The following is a 17,351-nucleotide window of genomic DNA, read 5'->3' as shown; positions in this document are numbered from 1 at the left end:
TAAACCTTAAAGCGCGCGTGATTGCTTTAACCTAAGGTCACACGCTCCCATGTCCGCACCCGCTCAAAAGTCCGTCAAGAAAGTCGTTCTCGCCTATTCCGGCGGTCTCGATACCTCGATCATCCTGAAGTGGCTGCAAACCGAGTACGGCGCCGAAGTGGTCACCTTCACCGCCGACCTCGGCCAGGGCGGCGAAATCGAACCCGCGCGCGCCAAGGCACTGGCTGCCGGCGTCAAGCCTGAGAACATCTTCATCGAAGACGTGCGCGAGGAGTTCGTGAAAGACTATGTCTTCCCGATGTTCCGCGCCAACACGGTCTATGAAGGCCAGTACTTGCTAGGCACCTCGATCGCCCGTCCGCTGATCGCCAAGAAGCAGATCGAAATCGCCCGCAAGGTCGGCGCTGATGCCGTGTCGCACGGCGCGACCGGCAAGGGCAATGATCAGGTCCGTTTCGAACTCGGCTATTACGGCCTGGAACCCGATATCAACGTCATCGCCCCGTGGCGCGAATGGGATTTCAAGAGCCGCGAGGCCCTGCTCGATTTCGCCGAGAAGCACCAGATCCAGATCGCCAAGGACAAGCGCGGCGATGCGCCCTTCTCGGTCGACGCCAACCTGCTGCACTCGTCGTCCGAAGGCAAGGTGCTGGAAGACCCGGCCGTCGAAGCGCCGGAATTCGTCTATCAGCGCACGATTTCGCCCGAAGCCGCGCCGGATACCCCGACCGTCTTCACCATCGATTTCGAGCGCGGCGATCCGGTTGCCATCAATGGCGTGGCGCTTTCGCCCGCCGCCCTGCTGACGAAACTGAACGAATTGGGTCACGACAATGGCGTCGGCCGTCTCGACCTCGTTGAAAACCGCTTCGTCGGCATGAAATCGCGCGGCGTTTACGAGACTCCCGGCGGCACCATCCTTCTGGCGGCGCACCGCGGCATCGAGTCGATCACGCTCGATCGCGGCGCCATGCACCTGAAGGACGAGCTGATGCCGAAATACGCCTCGCTGGTCTATAACGGCTTCTGGTTCTCGCCGGAGCGCGAAATGCTGCAAGCCGCCATCGACTATTCGCAATCGAAGGTCACCGGCCGCGTCACCGTCAAGCTCTACAAGGGCAATACCACCGTCATCGGCCGCGAAAGCAAGTATTCGCTGTACGATCAGGATCTGGTGACGTTTGAAGAGGGCAGGGTCGCTTATGATCACCGCGATGCCGCGGGCTTTATCAAGCTCAATGCCCTGCGCCTCCGCGTGGCGGCGAAACGCGATCAGCGCAACAACTAACTAATGGGGTTTAGCTCGGCGCCCCCGGGGCCTGTGGCCCCAAGTCTTCTCTGTTTCCAAAGAAAAACCCGGTCGATTGACCGGGTTTTTCTTTGGAATAAGGTAAGTTTGTGGGGTCACAGACCCCACGCCCCATATGATTAAGTGAGTTCAAACCGCTCGGTGACAAAACTCAGCAGTCCTTCCAGCGAAGTCTGCATGATCGCCGGATCGTACTGCATGATCAGACCCTTGTTATCCTCTTCGTCAAACGCATGGCTGGCGTCGAGTTCCAAAGCCGTCACATCAACCCCCTGCGCCTTCAGCTTGCCAAAGACCTTTTGTGAATGCCTGATCGGCGTCAGGTGGTCCTTATTGGCCAGAACCACAAAGGTCTCCGGTTTATGCAGCCACTTCGCCGTATTCGAGCGCGCCGGAAAATTGATATAGGGGTAAACCAGAAAAAGCCCTTTTAGCCGGTCCACCAGCGCCGGATCAGGATCGGCGATCCTGACATTACCCGCCTTCGTCAATGGTGAGGTCATCAGGTCCATGATGGACCAGCCGCCATGACTGAATCCGCATAAAATGACCTTATCCATATCGACCCGGCTGCTTTTTTGCAGGCCATATAGCACCGACAGGACATCGCCGGCGCGTTCATACCCCTGTAATACCGCGCCGGAGCAGATCAGCGACACGGCGAAATTGCGATCCCAGCCGCGCGGCTTGAAGCTGTCGATGACATAGGCGCGCACGCCTGTCAGGGCCACGGCCTGCGCATAAAGATGAACATGCGGCCGCATACCCCCGCAGCCATGAAACAGGACCACAACTGGCCGGACGACTTCATCCTGCGGGCCATAAACCGTCATATCCGGCTCCAGCAGGGCGTAGCGCTGCGCCATTGTATCCATTTATTCCCCCTTAGCTCAAACGCCGCATGGCTTACGCGCAAACGTGCGCGGCGGCCAGTCGGCCTTGCCAGAGTTCTGCGAACTCTGGAGTTAGCCAACCTAAGCGAAGATATCCTTCACGAACCCCTCGAACACCGCCTTGGTTTTGTCATGGCTCTTGCGATCATAAGACATCAGCGGGCCGAAATGAAGGGCGCTGTCCTCGTCGAAACAGTGGGTGCAGTCGAGATCAAGCCGCTCGACTGGCAGGCCTTCGGATATCAGGTGAGTAAACAGGTGATCGGCATGGCTGTGATTGGTCAGGAAATCCTGCTTCGCCAGCACCGCCAGGGTCTTCGGCGCATATTGCCAGCCGTGGATATTGGTGCGCGCCGGGTAGTTGGCGTAAGGATAGACCAGGAAGACACCCTTGACGCCGGTCATCGGCTCAGGCGTCGGGTTTTTCAGGCGGGCTTCGCCGTCTCGCGTAAGTTTTTCGGTCATCAGATCCATAATGGCCCAGCCGCCGTGGCTCCAGCCGGCCAGGATAATATTATCGGCGTCGACCTCCGGCCGCTGACCCAGACCCCAGATCGCCGCCAGCACATCGCCGGACCGCTCGTAACCGTGGAGCGCAAGGCCAGTACAGACCAGGCTCATGGCGGCGTTTTCATCCCAACCGCGCGGCAGGAAGGAATCAACGACATAGGCGCGAAACCCAAGATCGGCCACCTGCTTCGCATAGGCGTGGATATGGTCGCGCACCCCGTTACAGGCGTGGAACAGCAAAACCGCCGGTCGTTTTGTCTCGTCCTTCGGGCCGTAGGCAGTGAGGTAAGGTTCAAGGAGGTTAAAGCGGTGCTGAAGTGTATCGAGCAATCAAATACTCCTTGAAAAAACGTAACTGTCACACATATAGTTACTGAATGGTCTTCCGGCCAATCTGCCTTGTTGGTGAATCAGAAATCGGCCGGAAAAGCCAGTCTATAATATATTTAGCCCTTGTGAGAGTTCCCTATGACCGCCGCCCCGCGCACCTCTGAATACCCTATCGACAAACAATTCCTGGAGCGCTGGTCGCCGCGCGCCTTCACGCAGCAACCCGTGACTGAAGAACAGATCCTGACCGTCCTGGAAGCCGCGCGCTGGGCGCCGTCGGCCTCCAATCTCCAGCCGTGGCGCTTCTTTTATGGTCTGCGCGGCACACCGGAGTTCGACACCCTTCTTTCCCTGTTGGTGCCGTTCAACGAAGGCTGGGCCAAGGAAGCTGGCGCGTTGATTTTCATCGCCTCGGTTACGACTTTCGACGGCGAGCGCCAGAATATCACCAACAGCTTCGATGCTGGCTCGAGCTTCATGTCGCTCAGTTTGCAGGCCCATAGCCTGGGCCTGGTCGCGCACGGCATGGCAGGCATCGAATATGACAAGGCACCGGCCGTGCTGGGCCTGCCGCAGAACCTGAAGATCGAGGCGGCCGTCGCCATTGGTCATCAGGGCGATGCGTCGAGCCTGGCCGATTTCCTGCAAACGCGTGAAACACCTTCGGTGCGCCTGCCGCTGTCGGATATTGTCTTCAACGGGCACTTCACCGGCGAAATCAAAGCACCGGCGTAAGCTCAGGCACATAAATAAGAAAATCCCCGGATGTCGGACATCCGGGGATTTTCTTATTTTAATCGCTGTCGGGTTTGGCGTGAGGGATTTTTGTCATCCGAACAGCCGGCAAGCGCCGCAGGTACATCTCGTACCTGCAAGCGCAGACTGCGCCTTCGGGGGCAAAAAGCACCTCGCCAAATTAGTGTCTGAAGACGCGCACGCCTGTAAACACCATCGCCAAGCCTGCCGCGTCGGCGGCGTCAATCACCGCCTGGTCGCCCATGGAGCCACCCGGCTGGATGATCGCCGTGGCGCCAGCAGCGGCCGCTTCCAGCAGGCCATCGGGGAAGGGGAAGAAGGCTTCCGAGGCGCAGGCCGATCCCTTGGCCAGTGACTCCGTCAGGCCCAATCCTTCCGCGGCCTCCTGAGCGCGCAGGCGGGCGATGCGGGCGGAATCGCGGCGGTTCATCTGACCGGCGCCAATACCGGCCGTGCGGCCGTCCTTGGCGTAGACGATGGCGTTCGACTTGACGTGCTTGGCGATGGTGAAGGCGAACAGCATGTCCTCGATCTCGGCCGGGGTCGGCTGGCGCTTAGTGACCACTTTCAGATCCGTCGCGGTGATGCGGGCGGTGTCGCGCGACTGGACCAGCATGCCGCCGGCCACTGAGCGGAACACCTGACCGCCCGCCAGCGGATCGGGCAGGGAGCCGGTGATCAAGAGGCGCAGGTTCTTCTTGGCGGCGAACACGGCAATGGCGTCTTCATCGACGTCAGGCGCCACCACCACCTCGGTGAAGATCTCGACGATCTTTTCGGCCGTGGCCTTATCGAGCTTGCGGTTGAGCGCCACGATGCCGCCGAAGGCCGACACCGGATCACATTCGAGCGCGCGCTTATAGGCGGTCAGCAGGTCAGGGCCAGTGGCGACACCGCACGGATTGGCGTGCTTAACGATGACGCAGGCGGCCGAGGCGGCGGGATCGAATTCCGACGCCAGTTCGATGGCGGCGTCGGTATCGGCGACGTTGTTGTAGCTCAGTTCCTTGCCCTGAAGCTGCTTCGCTGTGGCGACGCCGGGGCGGTCCTCGCCTGTCTTGTAGAAGGCGGCGGACTGGTGCGGGTTTTCGCCATAGCGCATGGTTTGCAGGCGGGTGGCGCCGATGGTTTTGCGCTCCGGATAGGCGTCGCCCAACTGAGCGGCAAACCAGGTCGAGACGGCGGCGTCATAGGACGCGGTGCGGGCGAAGGCGCGGGCGGCCAGGGACTTGCGCAGGGCCAGCGAGGTCGTGCCGGTATCGGCAATCGCCGCTAGCACCTCATCCATGCCGGCCTTGTCGACGCAGATGCTGACATAGGGGTGGTTCTTGGCCGACGAGCGGATCATGGCGGGGCCGCCAATATCGACGTTTTCGATGGCCGCTTCGAACGTGCCGCCAGCCGCGACGGTCGCTTCAAACGGATAGAGGTCAATCCAGACGATATCGATCGGCTGGATGTCGTGATCCTTCAGCGCCTGGGCGTGTTCGGGGGCGTCACGATAGGCCAGCAGCGCGCCATGGACTTTCGGATGAAGCGTCTTGACGCGGCCGTCCATCATTTCCGGAAAGCCGGTAATATCAGCGACGTCCTTCACCGCAATATTGGCCTTTTGCAGGGCCGCCTTGGTACCGCCCGTCGAGAGCAGTTCGACGCCGGCGGCAACGAGCGCCTGGGCGGCTTCGATCAGGCCGGTCTTGTCGGACAGCGAGATCAGCGCGCGTTTCGGGGTGACGAGATCGGCGGCAGGCGGGAAATCGGGAGCGGCGGGCATGGGCTATCCGTATATGTGGGTTACGCCGGAACATGTGAATGTTCCGGCTAGGGCAAGGCCCGCCCGAGCCAAATACGTTTTTTGGGCGAGGAGCCATGCGGCGTTTGAGCTGAATAATGCGCGCGGTGTACACGAAGCCGTCATATTTGACTAGGCTCACCGGGTAACAAGCCGTAACGGGTTGCGACGGGATATAACAAAACCCCCGCCGTGGGTGAGCACGGCGGGGGTTTCGCTGATGATCGCAATCTCAAACTACTTATGGGAGCATTTTAGTAGCGAGACCCATAGCGATCATCATTGCGATAATGCTTGTAGCTGTTGTAGCGGACAGGCTGGCTGCGATAGCCATAGTGGCGGTCTTCGTAACGCTGGCGTTCCATGGCGGCCTCGGCCTTGTTACAGGTGTCCTTGCCCTGGTCCTTGCCGAGCTTGTTACCCAGCAAACCGCCGACAACCGCGCCACCAACCGCGCCCAGGCCCTTCTCATTCTTGATGACCTGGCTGCCCAGCAAACCACCGGCGATAACGCCCAGGATGGCGCCGGTCTTGGCGCTGTTCGCCTTGGTGACCTCGCACTGATAGGTCGTGCGAGCCGAAGCGGTGGTCGGGGCCATGACAGCGGCCGTGGAACCGATGATCAGGCCGGTCGAAACGATGGCGGCCATGGTGTTTTTGATGATCTTGCTCATAACTTTAGTCCTTCGTGTCTTTGGCTTCCGTTGATCGGATGTGCCGTTCATGAGGACAGTTATAAGCCTTCCAACCTGAACAGGATTTGACCTTCATGTTCATGCTTGTTCAGAAAAGCATTTATTTTAGAACGCCTTAAAAAGCCTGTACGCCATATGCAAAAAGGCCCCGCAGTCACCGGCAGGGCCTTTTCAGATTCGATCATTCAAAAATTAATTGCGCACGTAGCGGTAAACCACCTTGTGGCGATGACCGTATTTGTCGGTCTCATAGACAGTGCGCGTCCGGTAGGCGGCTTCCTCGACGCACTTCTTCTTGGCGTGGTTCTTGCCGACCTTATTGCCGACCACACCGCCAACGACCGCGCCGCCAACCGTGCCGAGGCCGCGTTCGTTCTTGGAAATCTGGCTGCCAAGCAAGCCGCCAGCGACAGCGCCGACAATCATGCCGGTCTGGCCGGATTTCTTCTGCTCGTATTTGCAGCGATAGGCTGGATAGGCATCGGCCATATTGGGAATCGCGGCTGTGCCAGCGATCAGGCCGAGGCTCAATACGGCGGCAGTGGTGGTCTTCAGGATACGTGTCATTGTACTTACTCCTTTGGGCGCGCAGTTTCGCAAGCGCGGACTTGACCGGGAGTATCCGTTTTTCGATATAAGAATGCAGTCAGGATGACACGACGCTCATATAAAGAGCCGGCCCGTTTTCAGGATTCGGCCGGAGACAATTTCCAGCGCAGGCGTGTCGGCGTATCAAGCCGCGCCGCGCCATGCAGCACGACCAGCGTGGTTTTGCGCGCCACACCCTTTTCAAAGACCGTGCCTTCATCGAGCGCCACATCCTGGGCATCATGACGCAGCCACCAGCCACGGCCACCCGGCCCGCGCAACAATATACTCTTGCGATCCCGCGCCAGCGAAGCCTGTACCTCCGGATGCAGCAGGAAACGCACCGCATAGACCACGGAAGCCGGCATTTCCTTTTTCGTCGCCATCGGCGTCAGGCGTTCTTCACCGCGCAGTTCGTCGCGCTGGGCATCGACATAGAGCCGGCGCTCGTGTTTCAGGCCAAATTTCGGCCGCCAGCCCTCGTGCTCCAGCTCCAGCAAGGTGCCGGAGTCCTCGGCCTCGACGCGGCGGCTGCGCACCTTGTAGCGCGGCCCTTCGAGCGTGAAATTGAGCAGTTCGCCGAATTTACCAGCCATCGGCTTGAGGATCAGTTCATCGCCAAGCGTGAGCGTATTGGCGGCGCCGATAACGCGAAACGCCTGCCGGTCCGACTGCGCCGGCGACCAGCCGGGCGATACGATCAGTTTGTCGCGGCCGCCGGAAACCTCGAACGCCATCGGATAATCACAGGCGGCGAAACCGAAATCGCCGCCCCTGGCTTCTCCGCAATCGACAAAGACGCTCAAACTGCGGCCAAGCATCCGGTGATAACGCCCCTGTTCCATCACGTTCGGCAGGGTAGCTCCGGCCTTAGCTTCCGTATGGGTCAGGGCCGGGGCGATCTGGTCTTCCAGCAGCGCTTCCGATCCCTGAAAGGAAACGAGGCTGCCGTCCGGATGGCTGAGGGTGCGCACAAAGCGCGACAAACGCTCAATATGCTCTTCGATATAGTCGGGCACGGCCTGGCTGCGCTGGCTCAAGCCATCGACCAGCAGCAACAGGTCATACAGCAGTTCCAGCCCCTGTTCGGGACTGCGCGAAACCGGCGAGCCGTCGCTGAACAGGCTGCGGCGCAAAGCTTTTGGCAGCCGCTTCAGGCCCTTGCGGCGGAAGCCATCGCCCACGCTGCCCGACAGCACGCAGCCGATCGCCACCAGCGCCACGGCGCGGCTGGCCTGCCAGGCGGCGTTATTATGCAGGCGCAGCAGATGCCGGCCCTGCTCCGCCAGGGATTGCGCCAAGGCGTGCGCCTCCCACGGCTGGGCCACGGTGGACAGGCGGCGGGCAAAAATGGACAGGGTGATCAGCCGGCGCGACAGCACCTCTTCGCCCCAGGTAAAGGGCGTCCAGCTTCGGAATGTCTTCTGCCATAGCAGAAAAAGCCGCACGGCTTCCTTCGCGCCGTCATCGCCCTGGGTCATCAGGTGCGGCAGCCACGAAAAACGGTGCAGTTCGATAGCAAAGGCGCGGGTCGGCGAAGCACGGTTCCACGGATCGCCGGACCCCTGCACGCTCATGCGCGCATTGGCCAGGGTATAGCGGCCGGAAAGGATCGCCTTGCCGAGCAGGGCATTGGCCGGCCGGCCATCATGCGGCGTCGCCAGAAAGCCATCGGGCACCCGGCCTTTCAGCGTCAGGCGATAGCCCGGCATGCCAAAGAGTTCGGCCCCCGCCTGCTTGCGCAGCCACGCGCCCACCACCTTTTGCCACGGCGTGGCGGCGGTCAGCACTTCGGCCAGGGGCGTCGACTCGTAGGCCTGCATGGGCGCTTAAAGTCCCTTGAGTTGCTTGATATTGACAGCGTAGGCCGACGGCCCGCCCTTAAACACAGCCGTACCGGCCACCATCGCCGTGGCGCCAGCCTCGACGCAGAGATGGGCATTTGCGGCATTGACGCCGCCATCGACCTGCAGAATGGCCGGATGGCCAACGGCATCCAGCTTCTTGCGGATGACTTCGATCTTGCGCAACTGGCTGTCGATAAAGCTCTGGCCGCCAAAACCGGGATTGACGCTCATCACAAGCACCAGGTCGATATCGTCCATCACCCAATCAAGAATCTCGACCGGCGTGGCCGGATTGAGCACCACGCCCGCCTTTGCCCCCAATTGACGGATATATTTCAGCGAACGGTGCAGGTGCGGCCCGGCTTCCGGATGCAGGCTGATATAGTCAGCGCCGGCATTGCGGAAGGCCTCAAGGAAGCTGTCGACCGGCGAGATCATCAGGTGACAATCAAACGGCAGGTTTGAATGCGGCCGCAGCGCCTTCACCACGTCCGGCCCGATGGTGATGTTCGGCACGAAATGGCCGTCCATGACATCAATATGGACCCAGTCGGCGCCCGCTTCGGTGATGGCACGGACTTCTTCGCCAAGTTTGGAGAAATCGGAAGCCAGGATGGAGGGGCAAATGAGCGGGGTCGTCATGATCGGGTACTCGCGGATTTGATCGTCTGTGTTAAGGAGATTGCCTATATCAGGTCAAGCGGGGTTACGGGTTAATCGGGCGATGAAAAAACCATCCTGACCGCCGGGACGCTGATGCGGCAGCAGGCGCGCCCAGCCTTCGGGTGTGATCGATTCGGCCGGTATCCCCATATCGGCAGCCTTTTCAGGCAAAAGCTTGACCAGACTGAACTCTTTATGGCGGCGCAGGAAAGCCAATACTTGCGTTTCGCCTTCTTCACGTTCGAGTGAACAAGTCGAATAGACGAGATCACCACCGGTTTTGACGCGTTTGGCGGCGGAATCGAGCAGGCGATGCTGCACATCGGCCAGCTTGGCGATATCGGTCGGCTTGGTGCCCCACAAAACGTCCGGCTGGCGGCGGAAGGTGCCGGTGGCCGAACAGGGCGCATCGAGCAGCACCACATCAAACTTGCGGTTATCTTCAAAGGTTTCGGCATCGGCCATCTGGATTTCGACCGCTAGCTTAGTACGCTCGAGATTTTCCTCAACGCGCTTGAGGCGGTTTTTCGAGCGATCAAGCGCCACCACGGACGCCCAGCGCGCCGCCAGTTGCATGGTCTTGCCACCCGGCGCGGCGCACAGGTCGATGGCCGTCTTACCACTGAGATCACCGAGCACATTGACCACGGCGGCGGCGGCGGCATCCTGCACCCACCACACGCCATCCGCATAGCCCGACCACTCACGCACATCGCCACGCAGAGCACTGCGCAAGGTAAGCCCGCCGAGATCGGTACCTTCCAGCGCCTCTTTATGCGCGTCGAGGTCGGCCTGTGACTTGAAGCTAAGGTCGGTCGCCGGTTCCTCGGTCAGCATGAAGGCCGCGCCGCTGGCATTATCCTCGCCATAGGCGCCTTTCCAGCGGGCATAGAGCCAGTCGGGCGCTAATCGTGAAGCGATCGGCGCCGGCAGGCCGCCTTCGCGCAGCACCCCGCGCAGAATGGCATTGATCAGACCCTTGAACGGCCGGGTATTGGAGGCGCGTTCGGCCAATTTCACTGTGGTGGAAACGGCGGCGAAATCGGGCACATTCATAAAGCCGATCTGCACCAGGCCGATGCGCAACAGATCACAGACGGCGGCCGAAGGCGTCTTTTGCGTGCGCTTTTCGATGATGTGATCGAGCTGGCCCAGGCGACGCAGCACCAGCAGGGCCATGGCGCGGGCAAAGGCGCGTTCTCCGTCGCTCAGGGCCAGAAATTCCGTGCGCGTCACCGCCTCGTCGAAACCGGAGCGCTTGGTCAGGGCCGCATCGATCAGGCTCATGGCGGCGATGCGGGCATTCATGCCGATATCGCCGTCGTCATCGGTATTCACGGTCGGTTCGGGATGTTGGATCGGCGCCTGCTTAGCGGCGATCTTAGCGGCCATGCCTTTTGACGGCGGGCGCTTGACGAGCTTGCGCTGGAAGGTCGGTTTGCCGGCATGCGGCTTATTGGGGGCCATAGGGGCGCGCTTTCTAAGATGCTTGGAAGGTGGCGTCCTATATGCCCCGCTGACAGACGGGTCAACCTTTGAGAGGCATACGCCCAGACTCACCCTTCCCAAATCCGCCGCGCCCCTGTAGAGGCCTGCCTGTCACGCCCCTTTTTCAGTCAGTAAAACCGCACCCATGATCCGCCTCGATAATATCAGCAAGCAAAACGGCCACCAGATCCTGTTCATCGATGCCTCAATGGGCATTCAGAAGGGCGAGAAGGTCGGCCTGGTCGGGCCGAATGGCGCCGGCAAGACGACGTTGTTCCGCATGATCACCGGTCAGGAACAGCCCGATGACGGTCAGGTCGCCATCGATGCCGGCATGACCATCGGTTATTTCAGCCAGGATGTCGGTGAGATGTCGGGCCAGAGCGCCGTCGCCGCGGTGATGGATGGCGTCGGCCCGGTGAGCGCGCTGGCGGCCGAAATGACGAAACTGGAAGCGGCCATGGCCGATCCGGATCAGGCGGATGAATTTGACGCCATTATCGAGCGCTATGGCGATGTGCAGGCGCGCTTCGAGGAACTAGACGGTTATTCGGTGGAGGCGCGGGCGCGCGAAGTGCTGGCCGGCCTCAGTTTCTCGCAGGAACGCATGGATGGCGATGTCGGCTTACTCTCCGGCGGCTGGAAGATGCGCGTCGCCCTGGCCCGCATCCTGTTGATGCGCCCGGACGGCATGTTGCTCGATGAACCCTCCAACCACCTCGATCTCGAAAGCCTGATCTGGCTAGAGGCCTTCCTGAAAAACTATGACGGCGCCCTGCTGATGACCTCGCACGATCGCGCCTTCATGAACCGCATCATCGGCAAGGTGGTGGAAATCGACGGCGGCTCGCTCATCACCTATTCCGGCGATCTCGATTTCTACGAACAACAGCGCGCCCTCACCGAACAGCAGCGTCAGGCGCAGTTCGAGCGCCAGCAGGCCATGCTCGCCAAGGAAATCAAGTTCATCGAGCGCTTCAAGGCGCGGGCCTCGCATGCCGCCCAGGTCCAGAGCCGGGTAAAGAAGCTCGACAAGATCGAACGGGTCGAGGCGCCGCGCCGCCGCCAGTCGGTGCAGTTCGACTTCCGCACACCGCCGCGTTCGGGTGACGATGTGCTGAACCTGCAAAACGTCCACAAAAGCTATGGCAGCCTGCCGATCTATTCCGGGCTGGATTTCAAGGTGCGCCGCAAGGAACGCTGGTGCGTGCTGGGCGCCAATGGCGCCGGCAAATCCACCCTGCTGAAACTGGCGGCGGGCGCGACCGAGGCCGATAAGGGCACGGTGACGGTCGGCGCCAGCGTCCGGATGGGCTATTTCGCGCAGCACTCCATGGACCTGCTCGATGGCGAAGAGACGATTTTCGAGTCGCTCGATGGCTCCTTCCCGCAGGCGGGTCAGGGCGCTTTGCGCACACTGGCGGGCTGCTTCGGCTTCTCCGGCGACGATGTCGAAAAGCCGTGCCGCGTGCTCTCCGGCGGCGAAAGGGCACGCCTGGTCATGGCCAAGATGCTGTTCGATCCGCCCAACCTGCTGGTGCTCGATGAGCCGACCAACCATCTCGACATGGCGACCAAGGAAATGCTGGTCGCCGCCCTGGCCGATTTCGAAGGCACCATGCTGTTCGTATCGCACGACCGCCATTTCCTGGCGGCGCTGTCAAACCGCGTGCTCGAACTGACGCCGGAAGGCGTGCATCGCTATGATGGCGGCTACAGCGAATATGTCGCCCGCACCGGTCAGGAAGCACCGGGCCTGCATCCGGGGGGATAGTGCACTTGGAACCTACGCGAGATGCTTAGACGGGCCAACCGTTGACAGGTTAAAGATGGCGTTCAATGTTCACGTATTGAGAGATAGCCCACAGCAAAGACCGGAGGGTTAGCGCTAATACACCGGCTTCTTCGTTCCCCGTGACAACTCTGGCTCAGGTAACCCTCTTGCGGAACAGAGATCACGGACTTCCACAGCAAAGTCATCTGACACTTTTGGATGCAACACAATACCTTGGATTAGCTTGCGAACATCAAGCTGCGGTGCATAGACACGGAAGTTTTCATCGTCAGCTAGATTAAAATGATCGACTAAAAATTCATCCAACCCAAACGCGTTGGTGGGCGGTAGAGCCACAACTGCGCGAACCTCTGCTTCATACCTATAATAGTTGTCTTTGTGCATAATATGCTCAAACATATTGCCGAAAGGGAGGCGGTCTATTGAATAGTCAATGTATCGAATGCTGCCCATAAACACTTGAGCTGGAAGCGCCGTTCTTAATTCAGAATATGTCGTTCTAATTGCTACTGATTCTTCCGTATTTGTATAACACCGCCACATTGAATAATTCTCATGTCCATTCATGTGCCAACAGGACACGTAATATTGGTTGCGAAATTTTTCGGAAAGAGATGCAATGAAATGTCGATTATGAATAATAGTTGCGCGCACCTCTTCACTTGTTGCGTTTTCAGCCTCACGTTTCCACCATTCAATTTCTCCGGGAGGCGTTGATCCTTCCAAAGGATCACCCAAATTGTCCGCTGTAGGCATAAACAACCTCTGGTGTTCCAACAACCAACGGAATTTTTCCCCGTCCATATATCGCCAGATGACTTGTGATGGATCTTCAGGCTGTGGAAAGGAAGGATGTATTTCTGGTGGATTCGTCATTTCACATTGTCTGCAACAGTTGAGCTACTAGTAATATACAGTGCGAATTAGGTCGCATTACAACAAGATGACGCGATAATACGTGTCACGACCGCTCTTAATGCTCCGCGCGTTCGTCAACAAAGTGCGAAACAGACTCCCGGAAGGCCTGAACGTCCTTGTTCAATTGCATCAGTTTTTCGACGCTCATATTGGCAGAGGTAAACAGGGTCTGGCCCAGGCAGGCGCTGCGCGCCTGCATATCCCGACCCTGATCGGTCAGTGTGCACCAGCCGCGCCGCCTACTCCTCCACCCCCGGCGGGGTCAGGCGAAAGCCGCGCTTTTTCAGCGCCTCTCGCAGCAGCATTTCCAGTTGCGCATTGGTCGAGCGCAGTTCGGCGGCGGCCAGGCGTTCGACTGCCGCCAGAACCTCCGGCGGCAGTCTCAAAGGATAGGCTTTCTTGCCGGGCGAAGCCATCAGCCGTAAAGCGTGCCGGTATTGACCACCGGCTGGACTTCACGATCGGCGCACAGCACGACCAGCAGGTTCGACACCATCGATGCCTTGCGCTCCTCGTCAAGCTCGACCACGCCGCGCTGCGATAATTGCTCCAGCGCCATTTCGACCATGCCGACGGCGCCGGCCACGATCTTCTGACGGGCGGCGATCACCGCCTCGGCCTGCTGGCGTTTCAGCATGGCGCCGGCGATTTCCGGCGCATAGGCCAGGTGCATCAGGTGAGCCTCATCGACCGCCACACCGGCCACCGCCACGCGCACCTGCAAGTCCTCACGCAGCCGGGCGCCGACGATATCGGCGTCATCACGCAGGGTCGGCTCACCGTCGGCGGCATGATCATAAGCATATTGCCGCGCCGTTTCGCGCAGGGCCGTCTCGATCTGGATATTGACGAAGGCGGTATAGTCATCGACATCGAACAGGGCCTGGGCGGAATCCGCAACGTGCCAGACGATATTGGCGGCGATCTCGATCGGATTGCCGCGCTGATCATTGACCTTCAGCGCCTCGCTGGTGACATTGCGCACCCGCAGACTGACCTTCTTGCGGCCATACCAGAAAGGCACCCAGCGCAGGCCGGTAATACGGTCGCTGCCTTTGTAGTTACCAAAGACGGTCAGCGCCACGGTCTGGTTGGGCTGGACGGTATAGAAGCCTATTGAAACGAAAAGCGCCGCAAGCACCAACGGAATGGACAGGATGAGTCCGGGCGGCCCCCTGAGAATGGGGGAAATTATGCCCGCAACCACAAGGGCCAGGACAATGATCAGCCACAGGCCGCCGCCGCTGCTGGTGCCCGGCTGTTCGCGTGTGCTGTTGATTTGTTGATCGGTCATGTGATTTTTCCCCTAGATATCTAACTCTTTGACGACGTAGCCCTTGCCGACCATCTTTGGCCGGACACTGAGCACGCGGTGCATCTTCTGTTTGCGCAGCAGGAAATTTTCAACCTTGGCGCCGCCGTAATCGGTGGCGCTGTAGTTCAGGATTTCCCAGCCTTGCGCCACCAGGTCGCTCAGGGGTTTGATATTATCATCAGCCATCGTGAAGCCCTCCACAGGTATATCAAAGTGATATCACTTTTGCGGGCTTCCTGTCAATCACATGACGGTTACTGGCACATGGCGGTTACTGGACGGTCGGCACACTCGTCTGGCCGTAGGATGTGCCGCGGCGTTTCATATCCATGCCGAGCTGGATCAGCGCATTGACGCGGTTTTCCGTCGCCGGATGGGTCGAGAACAGATTGTCCATGCCGCGCCCGCTCAACGGGTTGATGATGAACATATGCGCCGAGGCCGGATGGCGTTCGGCCCCATGATTGACCGCGCCGCCTTTTGCATAGACCTCGATCTTCTTGAGGGCGCGCGCCAGGCTTTCCGGATCGCCGGAGATTTCACTGCCCATGCGGTCGGCGGCATATTCGCGGGTGCGCGAAATCGCCATCTGCACCAGCATGGCGGCGAAGGGCGCCAGCACAGCCATCAGGATCACGACGATGATGTTGTTGTGACCGTCCTCGTCATCGCGCGAACCGCCAAAGAACATGGCGAAATTGGCCAGTGAGGAAATGGCGCCGGCCAAGGTGGCGGTGATCGTCATGGTCAGGGTGTCGCGGTTTTTGACGTGCGCCAGTTCGTGCGCCATGACGCCGCGGATTTCCTCGCGCTCCAGCATCCTGAGCAGGCCGGTGGTGGCGGCCACAGCCGCGTGTTCAGGATCGCGGCCGGTGGCAAAGGCATTCGGCTGATCGGACTCCATGATATAGACCGCCGGCATGGGCAGGCCGGCGCGACGGCTCAATTGTTCGACATCGGCATAGTAATCGCGCAGCAGGGCATTGGGCGCATTGGCGTCAATGCGTTGCGCGCCATACATGCGCAGCACCATCTTGTCGGAATTGTAGTAGCTGAAAACGTTCATCGCCACGGCGATACCGAGCGCGATCAGCATGCCCGTCGGCCCCGCCAGGGCGAAACCGATCACGCCAAACAGCGCGGTCAGGCCAGCCAGCAGCAGCCAGGTCTTTAACGGGTTCATTTTCGTTTAGGCTCCTTGAGAAACAATGATTAAGAGCCTAGATATGGAAATCCGCGCACATCCCTGCAAGACGGTTACGAAAATGTCATCTGAAATTGAAAAGCCGGCCGATCTCAGCGCCCTTGAGGTGCGCAAGATCCTGTCGCCCGCCGCCAAGCGCGCCCTGGCCGAAGCCGCCGAGCGCCGCGCGAAAGAGGAAGCCGAGATCGCCAAGGCCATCGAGGAAGGCGGCCCCAATGGTCCCGAACCGACGCGCTATGGCGACTGGGAACGCAAGGGCATCGCCGTCGATTTCTGATCAAGAATAAGCTGTCGGTATTATTTCCCTTTAGCGAGATCGTCGAAGGCGCGCAGGGTGGTGATCAATTCCTGCATCTTATCGATATAGATCATGTTGGGGCCATCGCTTGGCGCATGATCGGGGTCTTCGTGGGTTTCGATAAACACCGCCGAGACACCGACGGCGCAGGCGGCGCGCGCCAGCACCGGCGCGAACTCACGCTGGCCGCCGGAGGTCGTGCCCTGGCCGCCCGGCTGCTGCACCGAGTGCGTGGCGTCGAACATCACCGGATAGCCGGTCTGGGCCATGATCGGGAGGCCACGGAAATCGCTGACCAGCGTGTTGTAACCAAAGCTGGTGCCGCGATCGCACAGGATGATGCGCTCATTGCCGGTGCTGGCGATCTTGTTGGCGACGTTCTTCATGTCCCAGGGGGCGAGAAACTGCCCCTTCTTGACATTGATCGTGCGGCCGGTGGCGCCGGCGGCCAGCAAAAGGTCGGTCTGGCGGCACAGGAAGGCCGGGATCTGGATGACATCGACCTGCCTGCCCACCGGCTCGCACTGACCGGCGTCGTGCACATCGGTGAGGACCGGGCAGCCGAATTTCTCGCGGACAGCGGCCAGGATATCGAGGCCCTCGTCCATGCCGATGCCGCGCGCGGTGCCGATCGAGGAGCGATTGGCCTTGTCGTAGCTCGACTTGTAAATGAATTTCGTGCCGGTCGGGGCGCAGGCCTCGGCGATCTTTTCGGCCATCATCAGGGCGTGGTCGAGGCTTTCGATCTGGCAGGGGCCGGCGATCAGGACGAAGGGTTCGTCGCCGCCGATTTTGATCTTTGGCTGGCTGAAATCACCGATCTCGAAAACCTTGGTTTTGACGTGCTGCGGCTGGATCGACATGGTGTACTCCTAAATCACTTGTTCGATGCGGGCGACATCGACAGGGTTGTTCAGCTCCCAGAACACACGGCCGCGGCCATCGACCTC

Annotated in this window: 19 protein-coding genes; 4 read left to right on the top strand and 15 right to left on the bottom strand. The window is 60.0% G+C overall.

The features are described from left to right. Positions 1 to 49: 49 nt before the first annotated feature. A complete protein-coding gene (locus tag VL130_RS03290; protein ID WP_325361161.1) occupies positions 50 to 1,288 on the top strand; it encodes an argininosuccinate synthase in 1,239 nt (412 codons plus the stop codon). Positions 1,289 to 1,428: 140 nt separating this feature from the next. Here VL130_RS03290 and VL130_RS03285 read toward each other — a convergent pair whose 3' ends face one another. Then, positions 1,429 to 2,184 carry a dienelactone hydrolase family protein gene (locus tag VL130_RS03285; RefSeq protein WP_325361158.1) on the bottom strand — a complete coding sequence of 252 codons (756 nt, stop codon included), beginning with the start codon at positions 2,182 to 2,184 and terminating at the stop codon, positions 1,429 to 1,431. Between the two features lie 99 nt (positions 2,185 to 2,283). Continuing rightward, entirely contained in the window at positions 2,284 to 3,042 is a 759-nt protein-coding gene (locus tag VL130_RS03280; RefSeq protein WP_325361156.1) for a dienelactone hydrolase family protein, read from the bottom strand. A 138-nt stretch (positions 3,043 to 3,180) separates the two neighbouring features. Between VL130_RS03280 and VL130_RS03275 the strand changes: the two genes are divergently transcribed. After that, a complete protein-coding gene (locus VL130_RS03275) occupies positions 3,181 to 3,777 on the top strand; it encodes a nitroreductase family protein (protein ID WP_325361154.1) in 597 nt (198 codons plus the stop codon). A 181-nt stretch (positions 3,778 to 3,958) separates the two neighbouring features. Here the strand turns inward: VL130_RS03275 and purH are convergent, their stop codons facing one another. The 6 genes from purH to VL130_RS03245 form a co-directional block, all read right to left on the bottom strand. After that, positions 3,959 to 5,572: a bifunctional phosphoribosylaminoimidazolecarboxamide formyltransferase/IMP cyclohydrolase gene (purH, locus tag VL130_RS03270; RefSeq protein ID WP_325361151.1), complete on the bottom strand. Its 1,614-nt coding sequence runs from the start codon at positions 5,570 to 5,572 to the stop codon at positions 3,959 to 3,961. Positions 5,573 to 5,844: 272 nt separating this feature from the next. Continuing rightward, complete coding sequence (locus VL130_RS03265; protein ID WP_325361149.1) at positions 5,845 to 6,264, bottom strand: glycine zipper 2TM domain-containing protein; 420 nt, start codon at positions 6,262 to 6,264, stop codon at positions 5,845 to 5,847. Between the two features lie 213 nt (positions 6,265 to 6,477). Further along, positions 6,478 to 6,852, bottom strand: coding sequence for a glycine zipper 2TM domain-containing protein (locus VL130_RS03260; RefSeq protein WP_325361146.1), 375 nt, complete (start codon positions 6,850 to 6,852; stop codon positions 6,478 to 6,480). 119 nt (positions 6,853 to 6,971) lie between these two features. Beyond that, positions 6,972 to 8,696, bottom strand: coding sequence for a heparinase II/III family protein (locus VL130_RS03255; protein WP_325361143.1), 1,725 nt, complete (start codon positions 8,694 to 8,696; stop codon positions 6,972 to 6,974). A gap of 6 nt (positions 8,697 to 8,702) precedes the next feature. After that, the gene (gene rpe / locus VL130_RS03250; RefSeq protein ID WP_325361140.1) at positions 8,703 to 9,362 is read right to left on the bottom strand and encodes a ribulose-phosphate 3-epimerase; all 660 of its coding nucleotides are present in this window, start codon (positions 9,360 to 9,362) and stop codon (positions 8,703 to 8,705) included. Between the two features lie 54 nt (positions 9,363 to 9,416). Continuing rightward, positions 9,417 to 10,850: an RsmB/NOP family class I SAM-dependent RNA methyltransferase gene (locus VL130_RS03245; RefSeq protein ID WP_325361138.1), complete on the bottom strand. Its 1,434-nt coding sequence runs from the start codon at positions 10,848 to 10,850 to the stop codon at positions 9,417 to 9,419. Positions 10,851 to 11,016: 166 nt separating this feature from the next. Here VL130_RS03245 and abc-f point away from each other — a divergent pair, with 166 nt between their 5' ends. After that, positions 11,017 to 12,645, top strand: a complete 1,629-nt coding sequence (abc-f, locus tag VL130_RS03240) for a ribosomal protection-like ABC-F family protein (RefSeq protein WP_325361136.1) — start codon at positions 11,017 to 11,019, stop codon at positions 12,643 to 12,645. Between the two features lie 114 nt (positions 12,646 to 12,759). On the opposite strand, the gene VL130_RS03235 is transcribed toward abc-f, so the two are convergent. The 6 genes from VL130_RS03235 to htpX all read right to left on the bottom strand — a co-directional run bounded on the left by VL130_RS03235 (position 12,760) and on the right by htpX (position 16,082). After that, positions 12,760 to 13,542: a hypothetical protein gene (locus tag VL130_RS03235; protein WP_325361134.1), complete on the bottom strand. Its 783-nt coding sequence runs from the start codon at positions 13,540 to 13,542 to the stop codon at positions 12,760 to 12,762. 97 nt (positions 13,543 to 13,639) lie between these two features. After that, a complete protein-coding gene (locus tag VL130_RS03230; RefSeq protein ID WP_325361132.1) occupies positions 13,640 to 13,783 on the bottom strand; it encodes a hypothetical protein in 144 nt (47 codons plus the stop codon). 40 nt (positions 13,784 to 13,823) lie between these two features. Then, positions 13,824 to 14,000, bottom strand: coding sequence for an Arc family DNA-binding protein (locus VL130_RS03225; protein ID WP_325361130.1), 177 nt, complete (start codon positions 13,998 to 14,000; stop codon positions 13,824 to 13,826). After that, positions 14,000 to 14,878: an SPFH domain-containing protein gene (locus VL130_RS03220; RefSeq protein ID WP_325361128.1), complete on the bottom strand. Its 879-nt coding sequence runs from the start codon at positions 14,876 to 14,878 to the stop codon at positions 14,000 to 14,002. The genes VL130_RS03225 and VL130_RS03220 overlap by 1 nt, the downstream gene beginning before the upstream one ends. 12 nt (positions 14,879 to 14,890) lie before the next feature. Continuing rightward, positions 14,891 to 15,085 (bottom strand): hypothetical protein, encoded by a 195-nt coding sequence (locus VL130_RS03215; RefSeq protein ID WP_325361125.1) that lies wholly within the window; start codon positions 15,083 to 15,085, stop codon positions 14,891 to 14,893. A gap of 85 nt (positions 15,086 to 15,170) precedes the next feature. Beyond that, entirely contained in the window at positions 15,171 to 16,082 is a 912-nt protein-coding gene (gene htpX / locus VL130_RS03210; RefSeq protein ID WP_325361123.1) for a zinc metalloprotease HtpX, read from the bottom strand. 82 nt (positions 16,083 to 16,164) lie between these two features. On the opposite strand from htpX, the gene VL130_RS03205 reads away from it, so the two are divergent. Then, positions 16,165 to 16,380, top strand: coding sequence for a succinate dehydrogenase assembly factor 4 (locus tag VL130_RS03205; RefSeq protein ID WP_325361121.1), 216 nt, complete (start codon positions 16,165 to 16,167; stop codon positions 16,378 to 16,380). A gap of 20 nt (positions 16,381 to 16,400) precedes the next feature. Here the strand turns inward: VL130_RS03205 and kdsA are convergent, their stop codons facing one another. Next, positions 16,401 to 17,264 carry a 3-deoxy-8-phosphooctulonate synthase gene (gene kdsA, locus VL130_RS03200; protein WP_325361118.1) on the bottom strand — a complete coding sequence of 288 codons (864 nt, stop codon included), beginning with the start codon at positions 17,262 to 17,264 and terminating at the stop codon, positions 16,401 to 16,403. Between the last annotated feature and the right edge of the window lie 87 nt (positions 17,265 to 17,351).

Origin of the sequence: Asticcacaulis sp., assembly GCF_035497195.1 — a bacterium.
Lineage (GTDB): Bacteria > Pseudomonadota > Alphaproteobacteria > Caulobacterales > Caulobacteraceae > Asticcacaulis.
The sequence above is the reverse complement of the archived record's forward strand: the minus strand, read 5'-3'. Positions and strand labels throughout refer to the sequence as shown.